This window comes from Candidatus Eisenbacteria bacterium (assembly GCA_018831195.1).
Classification (GTDB): domain Bacteria; phylum Eisenbacteria; class RBG-16-71-46; order CAIMUX01; family JAHJDP01; genus JAHJDP01.
The window spans coordinates 74931-86781 of the sequence record JAHJDP010000019.1 but is presented as its reverse complement, the minus strand read 5'-3'; the positions used below and the strand labels follow the sequence as shown (position 1 = coordinate 86781).

General features: G+C 55.9%; 9 protein-coding genes. 3 read left to right on the top strand and 6 right to left on the bottom strand.

Features of this window, described 5'->3' with window-relative positions:
• The 6 genes from KJ970_03250 to KJ970_03225 all read right to left on the bottom strand — a co-directional run.
• The coding region (locus KJ970_03250) for a M6 family metalloprotease domain-containing protein (GenBank protein ID MBU2689918.1) at positions 1 to 1854 on the bottom strand (1854 nt) is incomplete at its 3' end.
• A gap of 271 nt (positions 1855 to 2125) precedes the next feature.
• Positions 2126 to 2818, bottom strand: a complete 693-nt coding sequence (locus KJ970_03245; protein ID MBU2689917.1) for a porin family protein — start codon at positions 2816 to 2818, stop codon at positions 2126 to 2128.
• Positions 2805 to 4259, bottom strand: a complete 1455-nt coding sequence (locus KJ970_03240; protein ID MBU2689916.1) for a sigma-54 dependent transcriptional regulator — start codon at positions 4257 to 4259, stop codon at positions 2805 to 2807. The genes KJ970_03245 and KJ970_03240 overlap by 14 nt, the downstream gene beginning before the upstream one ends.
• Positions 4249 to 5784: a HAMP domain-containing protein gene (locus KJ970_03235; protein ID MBU2689915.1), complete on the bottom strand. Its 1536-nt coding sequence runs from the start codon at positions 5782 to 5784 to the stop codon at positions 4249 to 4251. The genes KJ970_03240 and KJ970_03235 overlap by 11 nt, the downstream gene beginning before the upstream one ends.
• Complete coding sequence (locus KJ970_03230; GenBank protein ID MBU2689914.1) at positions 5781 to 6410, bottom strand: hypothetical protein; 630 nt, start codon at positions 6408 to 6410, stop codon at positions 5781 to 5783. Before KJ970_03230 ends, KJ970_03235 begins: the two co-directional genes overlap by 4 nt.
• An 83-nt stretch (positions 6411 to 6493) precedes the next feature.
• On the bottom strand, positions 6494 to 7843 hold the full coding sequence (locus KJ970_03225; protein ID MBU2689913.1) for a BamA/TamA family outer membrane protein: 1350 nt from the start codon (positions 7841 to 7843) through the stop codon (positions 6494 to 6496).
• 349 nt (positions 7844 to 8192) lie between these two features.
• On the opposite strand from KJ970_03225, the gene KJ970_03220 reads away from it, so the two are divergent.
• From KJ970_03220 to KJ970_03210, 3 genes are all read left to right on the top strand, one after another.
• On the top strand, positions 8193 to 8774 hold the full coding sequence (locus tag KJ970_03220) for a hypothetical protein (protein ID MBU2689912.1): 582 nt from the start codon (positions 8193 to 8195) through the stop codon (positions 8772 to 8774).
• A gap of 8 nt (positions 8775 to 8782) precedes the next feature.
• Complete coding sequence (locus tag KJ970_03215; GenBank protein MBU2689911.1) at positions 8783 to 9244, top strand: hypothetical protein; 462 nt, start codon at positions 8783 to 8785, stop codon at positions 9242 to 9244.
• Between the two features lie 147 nt (positions 9245 to 9391).
• Positions 9392 to 11848: a PDZ domain-containing protein gene (locus KJ970_03210; protein MBU2689910.1), complete on the top strand. Its 2457-nt coding sequence runs from the start codon at positions 9392 to 9394 to the stop codon at positions 11846 to 11848.
• Positions 11849 to 11851 lie beyond the last annotated feature (3 nt).

Sequence of the window (11851 nt, the reverse complement as noted above, 5' to 3'; positions counted from 1 at the left end):
GCTGGGGCCGTTGTTGTTGGTATCTCCTCCGTACTCGTCGTCTGCATACGAGGTAAAGATGATCTGATTGGGTTCCTCTGCACCTTCGGCGATCAACGTCCCATAAACGAGCAATTCGGTATTGACCCCAGAGAATTTCACGATCACCCCAGGCTCGATCTCCAACGTGTCCCCATCCGAAACCGTTAGATCGCCGTCCAGGACATAGGGGGACTGTTCGACAGTCCACAGTGTATACCCCGTCGTCGTCCCATTCACAAAAGTCGGCCCACTCCTGAAATTCACCTCCATCGCATCACCTTCGGCAGTGATCCCCCAGAACACGTGGCCGGTACCCACGTTGCCGTTGGCGTTCGTGTTCGGTATCGAGGTTGGGCTGAAGACATCCTCCCCGTCATCCGCAGAGTAGGCCGCGCCGTCTGGTGAAGCCAGGCCCAGGGGCCTCTCGATCCACGCCCCGTGGTACGAGTTTGATGGTGTGCCATCGTTAAAGCGCCCCGTTCCGTCGGGCATAGCCATATCGATGTGGGTGAAAAGGAGACCCGATTCAGGAACCGAGTTGTCGTAATAACCGGACCGGGAGCGATTCTCCACCAGGTAGTACTCATTACCAGAGAACGGCTGAGCTGAAATGTATACGCTGCCGGTCTGGTTCTGGTCAAGGCGGTCAACTGTGTAGGTGCTGTCGGCGCTCAGAGGGGTCGGGGCCAGCCAACCCGTCTGGCCGTTGCTGAAGTCGGCGTCAATGTCCACTTTCAACAGGCCGCAGAAGTGAGGCGGGCGCTCGCTTTCGAAATTGAATCCCATGTTGCACCAGCGGCCGACCGGGTCGCTATCGGTGTCGTAATCGTAGAGGTCGGGCGCCCCCAGTTCGTGGCCAAACTCGTGAGCAAGAACGCTCATGAGGTCCCACTCTGATATCATGATGTAATTTTCGACCACAACACCATCAACCGGCTCGCCGCCGTCCGGGATCAAACCCCAGTGGGACCAGATATCATCCGCGCTGCCGGAAAACGAGGCCTGGTTATCTCCGGCATGTACAATGATCACGTGGTCTACGACGCCGTCACTGTTTCCGTCGTAGGCCGAGAAGTCAAACCCGGTGGTGTCGGCCATCTGCACGGCATTGCGGGCCAGGTCGTAAATACAGGTATTGCAGTTGTCCGTGGCGGTGGGCACGTCGAAGTCGGCATCGCAGGGCTGGCCAGGATCGCAGTCCCCACCAAAGTAGAGCTCGGCTCTGTCACTACGGTGCCAGATCCCGTTGGCCACAACACCCTGCAAATCCAGCTGTCCATAGGAAACCTCGTCCAGATAATCGGCCAACTTGCCATTATTGGAACCCAGGATCAGGCCATTGGACGGGTCGCTAAAGTAACCAGCATTGTGAGAACCGGCGGATCCCTCCCCAGAACCAGTATCCGAGAATTCCACCAGGATGATAACCGCATCCTGAGTGCCTGTAATGGAGCCGCGGGTGGGAGATTTTGCCTTCGAGCGCAGGGCGCCTCTCATGGCGCTTATCGTCTGGAACCAGGCATCGTCCTGCCTTAGGTGCCGCTCAACCGGGGGACTGCCCTTTCCTACAAGTTGCTCGGAGGGTATCAAGCCACCGTCACCATCGCGTTGCGCATAGGTCCAGTATCCTTTATCATTACACTTAATTGTGTATCCATCCTCTGTCTCGTACCAATGGACCAACTCGTCACCGATTAGCCGCGCCGTGAAGGGAACGCCGTCCGGCTGTTTCAGTTCACGTAGTGTTTCCGGATTTGCTGGAATGGCGAAGACTGAACTGGCTTGGAAAGCACATAGGGCAAGCAGGATAAGCAATGAATTTCTTAGCGACATTCCCATGAATCTACCCCCCCGTTGTGGATGAATTCTCCTGAATGCATTCCGACCTTGAGATCATCACGGGCCAAGCTTGCGCATTCGATTGCCCGCGGCAATACCCTCCGGTCTTTCAAATATTGCAATGGAGTGATGTGGAACCAAAGGTGCGACAAGTTAAATTAACACCCTCATAGTTTCGCGAACCTCTGGACCGACGGGAGAGTAATGCAACCTGGTGTTTTTTGCAACCTATTTTGATATTCAGCCGACAGTTTCCGCAGCGCCGCTAAAATACCCAAGAAAGCCCCATGTGAAATTTCCCCGCCCTACCATCACCATTGACGGGGGCTTTCAGTTCCGTGGTGGTTCCATCGGTATGCTCATATCTGAATTTTTCATGGCTCCAGTTGATGAGATCCAAACGGACACTCATGTCCCAAAGGAGGTGTTTCGTGAAATTGTAAAGGAATCCGGCTCCGATTGTGGTCATCCCCCCGCTGGTTTCGGCTGTAGAGCCGGAAGAATCCATCCGCAGGGCGGTGCCGCCTAACCCACCGATCAGATAGGGCCTGACCCTATTCATGGGAAGAAATCGCCACTGAGCTTCAATAAGGCTGCAGGCATGGTAGGCTTCGACATCCATTTGGGTTGTTTCATGCAGCGCAGAGCCGACCGCCAACCGCAATGTGAAAGCCGGTGTAAAAGTATAATCAAGATTCAGGACAACGCCGCGGCCGATATCATCGATGAAGAGTTGATCTGGATCGGCGTTTACATCTTGATCTTCAACACCGATAAGATTGGTTTCCAACTGCAAGCCGGCCGAGAAACCCCGGACTTGGGCCCAGCCATCCGATGAGGCCGAATAGGCCGGCGCTCCGGCAAGGAAGCCGCCAAGGACCAGCAACACAGCCAAACCGGCGCCACGGCTGTCATGGGAATACGACATCAGCGCGTTTGCTCTTCTAGACCTTTTCATAATTTTCATCCTCGCCTGGAGTTGATTCTCCCGGCCGTTGTGTTTTCTTGTCCAAGCCATATGATTGAATCTTTTTATGCAGATTGCTGCGCTCGATCCCTAGCCATTGCGCCGCCTGAGAGACATTCCCGCCTGTTTTATCCAAGCAAACTTCTATGCAATGTTTTTCATACTCGCGGCGGGCTTGTACCAAGCCGCCCATTTCCCGGATCTCCTCCAGATCAGGTCCGGCCGAGCCGGTTGAGGGGCGCCTCCCCGATGCCCGTGCATGTGCTCCTCCCTCCGGAGCGAGGAGATGGACATCTTCCGCGGTGATCTTTTCTCCCGGGCTCAGAATCGCCAGGCGCTCTATCACATTGCGGAGTTCGCGGATGTTGCCGCGCCACCTCCGTTCCTCGAGCAGCTTCTGCGCCTCCTGTGAAAGTGATTTTGGTGGAAGATCGTTCTCCCCTGCATAGAGCTGCAGGAAATGATTGGATAGGAGGGAAATCTCGCACCGCCTCTCTCGCAACGGTGGAACACTAAGGGGAACGACATTCAATCTATAGTAGAGATCCTCACGAAACCGTTGCGCCGCCACCTCATCCATCAGATCTTTGTTGGTTGCGGCGAGGACGCGAACCTTGACCTTTAGAGTGGCCGAATCACCCACCCTCTCGATTTCCTTCTCTTGCAATGCCCGCAAGACTTTTGCCTGCACCCGCAGCGACATGTCCCCGATTTCATCGAGGAAGATCGTGCCGCCGTCGGCCAGGAGGAATTTGCCGTCGCGGCTGCGATCGGCGCCGGTATAAGCGCCCTTCACGCAGCCGAAAAGTTCCGTCTCGATCAGCTCTTCCGGTATCGCGGCGCAATTGACCTTAACAAAGGGACCGGAGGCCACGGAGCTGAACTCATGCAGCATCCGGGCCACCAATTCCTTGCCGCTGCCGCTCTCGCCGGTGATCAGAACCGTCGCGCCGGTCGGACCGATCCTCTTGACCTGCGCGCGCAGCTTTTCCATGGCGCGGCTTTCCCCGATCATGAGGTGGCGTTGCGATTCCGATTTCTGCAGACGGCCGACCGTCGCGCCAAGGGAGCTAATCTGCAGCGCATTCCGAACGGCGATGAGAACCCGGTCCTTGGAGAGCGGCTTCTCGAGAAAATCAATCGCCCCGAGGCGCGTCGCCTCGACGGCCGCCGCGACTGTCGCCTGCCCTGAAATCATGATGACGCCGGCGTTTCCATGATCGGATCGAAGGACCCTTAACAGCTCCATTCCGGACATGCCGGGAAGTCCGATATCAAGCAGAACAGCGTCGGATGGAGCCTCATCAATCATCGTGAGCGCTTCCTCGCCGGAAGAAGCCTCGCGAGTTGTATAACCCGCACTCTTTAGAATCATGGAGAGGGTCCGGCGGATATTCTTTTCATCATCGACAATGAGAATTCTAGGTTTCATCCATCCCTCCATCCGTCATTCCGTCTGACTCCACATCAGACTCAACAGCGCCCAGGGGAAGAGTTATCGCAAAGATCGATCCGCCGCCCTCCCTCTCCGACACCGCTATCGAGCCGGCATGGGCGTGGATGGTCGCTTCCACAATGGCCAGCCCCAGCCCCATCCCATCCGGCTTTGTTGTAAAATCGGGTTCAAAGATCCGTTGTCTGAGGTTTGCCGGTATGCCGGGTCCGCGATCACAGATACGAAGACCAACCCGGCAGGCCGGAGCCTCCGGTGGGATCACCTCAATCTCGATTGGCTCATCAACACCGAGCGATTCCTGTGCATGCAGGGCATTATTGATCAAATTAATGAGAACGCGGTGCATCTGATCCCGATCGCATTGAATGAAATATTCCGGCGCCTCTTTCTGACGCATTTCATCCTGTCCCGTCAAGGAGACCCGGTCCGGTCCGTAAAGACTCATTATGTCGCTTAGGATGTCTCCGATCGCCACAGGCGACATCAGAGGATCGGGGAGACGGGCGAATTGTGAAAAGGCGCTCACCAGATTTCGCAGACCCGCCACCTCTTCCTCAATGATCGCCACCCCCTCTTTAACAAGAGAGATGTATTCCGGATCATCGCCGGAATAGGCATCCCGCATCTGCTGCGCCGCCAGTTGTATCGGTGTCAATGGATTTTTAATTTCATGAGCCAGGCTGCGGGCCATCTGCCGCCAGGCGCTCAGCTTTTCAAGCCGCAGCAGCTCCGCCTGCTGACCTCTCAAGCGGCCCACCATATTGTTAAAGTTGCTGAGAAGCCCGCGGATCTCTCCTCCGCCGATTTCCGGCACCGTTGTCTCCAACGCGCCCCCGGCGACACTTTTGATACCGTCGCCGAGAACCGCCAAGGGACGCGTATTCCGCGAAGCGAGGACCAACCCCAACACCAGCACGAGGAGCAGGATGCCGCCGTAGACGAGGAGAAAAGTGGCCAGCAGGCTTCGAAGAACAGGGCTCCGCTCCCTTCGAAGCGCCTCCACCCAGCGGATATTGTTGGAAAGAAGCTCCGCCCGTTCAGAGAGGTCCGACGGAATCGGCTGGCTCAACCAAGCGGTTCGGCGATCCGGGAGAACAACCTGTGCCACCAGGAGATCGCGGTCGCCCAAGGTGATCCGCTGGGGAGGAATCCGGATCTGCAGCTCATCTGCGCCATCAGCGGCCCGGCCCGATCGATCAGGCTCCGCCGCCAGGGCTTTGAGAGAGGCTCTCTCCCGCTCGGTCAGCGCTGCAAGGGCGCCCTCGGTCAATGTATCGACTGCGGCGCATTGATGGATTTTTCTTCCAAATCCGCGCATTTCTTCTAATAGAAGATCCCGTGTGGAATCCAGACCGGCGCGGGCCCCTTCCAGGAGATCAGCCTCCAGAACCGGATCCAAGATCTGCGTGAAGAGCGAGTGGGCCGTCCAAACCGCCGGTATGGCCGGCAGGAGCGCCACCAAAACGAGAATGGCGATCAGTTGCAGCCGCAGGTCTTTCATTTTGGGTCTCCATCCATCAAGTCACGACAGGTAAACCACCCCGACGTCGCCGAAGCCACCCATTCCTCATCCCGGTGTCCGCCCAAAAAGAACCGCATCAACGATCCAATCCCAACCGAGACCTCGCGCCGGCTGGGTTCGGATTCTTCCTCATCCCCTCCGAACAGGGCTTTGACGCGGAGGATCTCGGCCGGCGCCAAAGGATAAATAGACAAGCGGGAACGAATCTGCAGCGGCAAGTTTTCGGGAAGATGATTCAAGGGATGCACCGGCAGAGGACCCAGTCGATGAAGCTGTTCAACGACCGCCTCTATCGATTCGGCCTTTTGATCAAGAAACGGCGTTCTAATAAAAATGACGTCCTCCCACAAGTCCGGTTCAATGCGCACTTCAACGCGGGAGCTTTCCAACTCCTGCCCCGATTCGTCCAACAGTGTGAACGAGATCACGAGGGATGAAGGGAGACCGCTCAGGATCGTTTCCCTGGACGGCGCATCCGGCAATCCGCGGGTCACTAAAGTGCAAGTGAGGATGCTGTCCCTCCGTGCCGGTTCCAATGATTCAATCACGACTTCGCCGGCGAGCGAGGCTCCCGGCAGAGTCCCTCCCAGAACTCCGAGGAGCATTATTATTAAGCGCCTTGCGATCCGGCTATTCATAAACCGGCCTCTCATCATCCGCCGCACCCTTTCCGGCTGCCTCCGCATAATTAGAATGTCCATCCGATGCTGGCATTAATGTGAAAGGATTCCTTGACCGGAGAGGGATTCAGAGGATATCCGATATCCAATCCCAGACGGCCGATCCATGGCATCCGCAGCCGGAAACCATATCCGATGCCGGCCGAAATATCCCCCGCATCCGGCCAACGGTCATTCCAACCGGTGCCGAGATCGCAGAAAACCAAGCCGGTCAACAGCGGGTCAACGGCGGCGCCGATCCATGCGGCCCGCAGCTCAAGCGACAAGGTGGCGAAATTCAAATGTCCTTCAGGCGTGGAAAGGGAATGGCTTGGATAACCGCGAACCGTATAGAGCCCGCCAAGATAGTATCGTTTGTAAAAGGGCGCTTTGGAGGAGACGCTTCCCGCCAGGCTCCGGGCCGATAGTTGAAGCCTGGAGCCGATCGGTGTATAAGCCCTCAAATCCCAATGCCAAGCAGGGAAGCCGTCTTTCTCGCTGAAAATGTACTCCCCTAATGTTCGCCCCCACAATCCCCTGGTCCGCAGACCGCCGCCCCGGCGGGTATCGATGCCGAGGGACATTCCAATACTCACCAGGGTCCGCCGCCCGACCTCTGATTGAATTCCGGTTGGCAGATCCTCAAAGGGAACAATGTCTCCCTCCCGGCGGTCCTGCATTTCATTCTTACGGTATACTTCCGCGGAGGAATCGGGCTCAAAAGACTCTACATCAAACCATCCGCCGAGATTCAGATGATCTGCAACGGGTACTTCTCCATGAAAACCTAATCCACTCTGCGAGACGACCTGGCTGATTTCCGTTCCTTCAAGAAAGTACAACCGGTCGACCGACTCACCCTTGAGCTGAAGCTCAAAGAAGCGGCGGGGGTCGGAGAGAGAAATGTTTTGGTAAGTCAGAACGAGGCCGGACAGGCGCCATCCGACGCGTGCGCTTAAATTTAAAATCTCCCCATGGCCCGTCAAATTATCGAGATTGAGCTGTAAGGGGATCAGGTACCATCCGGAGAGATCTTCATACCCCATCCCCAAGCGAAAATGAGGGCGGTTTTCCGAAACGCTGAAGACGACAACAACACGGCCCGGAGCCGTACCGGCGCGAGTATAAACTTCCACTTCACTGAAGTATGACGAGGAACGAAGGCGATGCGCGGCGGAATGAATCGTCTCGGGCGTCGCCGGATCACCGGTCGCTAAACCCGATACCGCGATGATCCGCCCCGCACTTGTCCGGAGATTCCCTTGGACCTCGATCTTTTCAATGATGAGAGCATCGGCGGAAACAGATGCCGTCAATGATGCGAAGAGGAGAATCATCGCTACCAGGATGACTGGAAAGTGCCTGCAGGAGTCCTTCATCTCTACCTCCCGTAAATGTTCTGGGAGCTCTATAGGCAAGGACCGTACCGGCAATGCCCGAAATGCAAAATAAAAAAGAAAGCGTAACTCGTTATATAACTGTCAGTTAATTTGCCGCCGTCACACCGCTGGTGGGCGATCGGCATCCCATGCATCGATAATACTCACTTGTGTGAATTTTTACCACAGTCCCACCTTCATTCTCAAGGGAACCTTCGCTCCCGGGCCTGCGTAAGTCTAAATGAACCCGGGCCGGATGGCGGTTGAACGCTTCCCGGGAAGGAGATCTTTCACAGACGGCGAATCGACCCATCGATCAGGCCGGAGTATGAAAACGGGAGGTGGCATCATGTTGAAGAAGATTTTGCTCCTGGGATTGGCGGTAGCCCTTTGCTTGCCTCTTGGCGCCGGCGCATCTGGAGATTTTTGGATTCATGTTTATGTCAATGAAGCCGGCAGCGACGGAGACCGCGTCAAAATCAATCTGCCGCTCAATCTGGTGGAATCGATTCTACCGATGATCGAGACGGATGAACTTCACGACGGCATTCTGGAACTGGATGAGCTCGACCTTGCCGGCATCGAGTTTGACAAGCTCGGTGAGATTCTCAGAAAATCCGAGGATGGCGAATATGTGACGATTGAGGAAGATGATGAAATCGTGAGAATCAGCAAGGAAGGCGACCGCATATTGATTCATGTCGAATCGAGAAAACACAAGAAGAGCGGGGATGGCCCTCGTGAAAAGGTGGAGATCAATCTCCCCATCCACGTGATTGACGCGTTGACGACCGATGATCCCCACGAACTCAATATCCTTGCGGCTATAGAGGCCTTGACGAAAGAAGGCGAGACGGGTCTCATCACCGTGCATGACGATGATGATATTGTTCGTGTATGGATCGACAAGAAATCCACTCAAGACGATTGAGGTGAACCATGGCGTCCAGAAACCGTTTTCTGTTGAGTTTTGGCGGGACCGTCATCGCTCTTTTCTTCTGCCTTCTCTTTCTCACCGCATCGGTCCACAGGGCCGGGGTGTTGAAAATCCAGTACACGGAATACGGGCCGCACGGCGACCATATCTCGCTATACATTCCGGGTTTCGTGGTTCAAACAGCTCTAGGCTTTGTTCCCAAATCGGCATTGGATTTTGATCTCGATCCGGGGACGGAACCGTGGATTTATTTGGCGATGGAATCCATTTCCGAGCTGGAAAAGATACCGGACGCTGTCTTTGTCGAGGTGGAATCCGGCAATGAGACCGTTCTCATTCGGAAAGAGGGCATCAATCTGACGATCGATGTCGAGAACTCCGATGAAAAAGTCCACCTTTCTATACCAATGAATTCCGTGAAAGCGGTATTGAACAGGATCAACCCTCCGGGGGCTGGAATTTAGTTGCGACGGACCTGACAGATCCTCCCAGATTTTCGCTGCTGACGCCGGATCGGTTTTATTACCGATCCGGCTTTGTATTCCCTCGCCGATCTGCTAAACCAGAAGAGGTGAACTAAAACGACCGCGGGCAAATCAGGAGGAAAGATCATGGGCCGGATGGGTTGGAGCGCCATCATAACCTTCATCGGAATCCTTGCACTTCTTGGATTCCTTTCCGCCTCTGCAGCGGAGGCCGCGGCAAAAGATGATCGCGGCTGGCTTGGGATTTACACCGAACCGGTCTCTCCCCTTCCCGACATTGAAGGCCGTCTCGGCGGGACGCCGTCACTGCACGGAGCGGAATGCGGGCTCAGGGTCACGGCCGTCTTCCCCGATTCGCCGGCCGATCAGGGCGGTCTTCAACTCCATGACATTATCATCGGTCTCTATGGGAAGCCCTTCACATGCCCCGCCGAATCCGTCCGCGCCATCTTCACCGGCGCGCTTGAAGGCAAGCAGGCCGGCGCGCCCTGTCCCCTGCGCGTTATCCGCAATGCCGTGTATAAGACGATGGAGATCAATGGAGAGCCGGTTGCACGCCCCCGGCAAATTGAATTCTGGCGTGATCCGTCCCACACCCTTGAACAGCTCAAGTCCGGCGACAGGCTGGCCGGAACGGCGGAGGTCTCGCAGGAGATCCTCGATTTACCCGTGGTCCTGGGTCTCCGCCCTGAAGCCCGATGGCCCGAACCGCGGGTGAATGCCACCATCTATCCGCCGACCCGCTATCGCAACAGCGCCCTGACACCTCTCTTCTGGTCCCTCACTGAAAAATATGGTTTCCGCGCCGAGACAGAGGATTTGTTAAAGCGATTGAATCGCTGCCACAGCGGCTGCGATCCGTTCAGATTGGAGAGCATGATCTATGTTCACAGGAATCCCTTCCGGCTTGAGGCCGTTTCGCGGCATATCACCGATCTATTCCTGAATGCCCAATGCTCCTTGCAAGTTCTTGAGAATGCCTCACCTCTTCTGGCCGCGGATTTTAACATTAACCGGAGTGCGGTGAAACGACTGATCCCTCTTGCGATTCCTGTCTCAACGCCATCACGCCGAGCCCACAGGCGCCGGCTCATTCAACCCCTCTTGCATCAGATTGAGCGGGTTCTACAGCAGGCGGAACAGGCGCACCGGCGGGCTTTCGCCGCTCTCACCGATGACGAAAAGCGCTTTCTTGAAACAGAAAGATGGAATCTCTCGGATGCTTTCGCCGAGGATATCTATATCCACTTTGATGAAGACACCGGCCGGTTCGAAAAGAACAAGCGCTTGATTGAACTTGCACAAAAGATAGATTATCCGGCCCTTCTGGAGGCGGCCGCGTCACTTGCCACGTTGACCGATCCCCTTTGGGCGGAAGAGGCGGGGCGATTTTTGCGCTCAATCTACAGCGATACGCTGGCGGTTGAAATACTCCTCGATCAGGTGACCCCTGCAGGCCGGATGCTTATCGGCGGCACAGGCGATCACTGGTATCGGGAAACCGACACCGCCTTTATCATTGATCTCGGCGGAAATGATTTTTACTCGGGAAACAGCGGCGGCAATAACGGGTGGGATCTTCCGGTCGCCGTCTGCATCGATCTTTGCGGTGATGACGCCTATGAATCAACGACAAAGGGATCCCAAGGGGCGGGATGCCTGGGAATCGGCGGCCTCCTCGATCTGTCGGGAGATGACAGCTATATCGGAATGCAATGGTGCCAAGGCGTCGGCTACTACGGCATCGGCTGGATCCATGATGCCGGAGGTGATGATATCTACCGGGGCCGCTCCTACTGCCAAGCCGTCGGTCTCTTCGGCCTGGGCTTTATCCTGGATCATTCCGGAAATGATCAATATGAGGGTGATCTTCATGTTCAGGGAATAGGGCTGGCCAAAGGTATTGGAAGCCTCGTGGATCAAGCCGGCGACGACCGCTACTATGCCAAGGGGGTTTATCCGACAGGTTATGGAGATGCAGGGATCTTCGATGCCTGGTCCCAGGGCTGCGGCATGGGTTTCCGCACCATGGCATCAGGCGGATTGGGAATCCTGGTGGATGGCGGTGGTGAAGACCGGCTCGAAGCGGGCAATTTCTCCCAGGGCGGCGGATATTATTACGGTTTCGGTTTGCTGGCCGCCCGCGGAGCTGAAGACGATACCTATATCGGTTCCCGTTATAATCAGGGCTTTGCGGCGCATCAGGCCGTCGGTGTCTTTATTGAAGAGGGCGGTAATGATCAATACTCGACCCGTCAAGGCGTCGCCCAGGGCCTTGCTTGGGATGAATGCGTCACGCTCTTTATCGATGAATCAGGAAACGATTTTTACAACGGCGGGCAATTCTTTTCATTGGGGGCGTCCGCCCACAATAGCATCTGTTTCTTTCACGATCTCGAAGGATCCGATCGTTATATCTACAGCCCGGGACCGGCCCGGGCCGGCGGAAACGACTATCATGGAGGAACGAGCTATTCCCTCTTCATCGATGACGGCGGGGGAGAAGATGCGTACAATGCGGAGACGTATAAAAACAGCGTGCTCCGGCACACTCCGGAGCACGGTATCTTCATCGATCGCTAGCTA

What these genes read in the sequence shown, in the direction of transcription:
- KJ970_03230 (MBU2689914.1), bottom strand. Translation starts at nt 6,410, where the DNA reads ATGCTCCTCGGAGTTCTGGGAGGGACTCTGCCGGGAGCCTCGCTCGCC.
- KJ970_03220 (MBU2689912.1), top strand. Translation starts at nt 8,193, where the DNA reads ATGTTGAAGAAGATTTTGCTCCTGGGATTGGCGGTAGCCCTTTGCTTG.
- KJ970_03235 (MBU2689915.1), bottom strand. Translation starts at nt 5,784, where the DNA reads ATGAAAGACCTGCGGCTGCAACTGATCGCCATTCTCGTTTTGGTGGCG.
- KJ970_03225 (MBU2689913.1), bottom strand. Translation starts at nt 7,843, where the DNA reads ATGAAGGACTCCTGCAGGCACTTTCCAGTCATCCTGGTAGCGATGATT.
- KJ970_03215 (MBU2689911.1), top strand. Translation starts at nt 8,783, where the DNA reads ATGGCGTCCAGAAACCGTTTTCTGTTGAGTTTTGGCGGGACCGTCATC.
- KJ970_03240 (MBU2689916.1), bottom strand. Translation starts at nt 4,259, where the DNA reads ATGAAACCTAGAATTCTCATTGTCGATGATGAAAAGAATATCCGCCGG.
- KJ970_03210 (MBU2689910.1), top strand. Translation starts at nt 9,392, where the DNA reads ATGGGCCGGATGGGTTGGAGCGCCATCATAACCTTCATCGGAATCCTT.
- KJ970_03245 (MBU2689917.1), bottom strand. Translation starts at nt 2,818, where the DNA reads ATGAAAAGGTCTAGAAGAGCAAACGCGCTGATGTCGTATTCCCATGAC.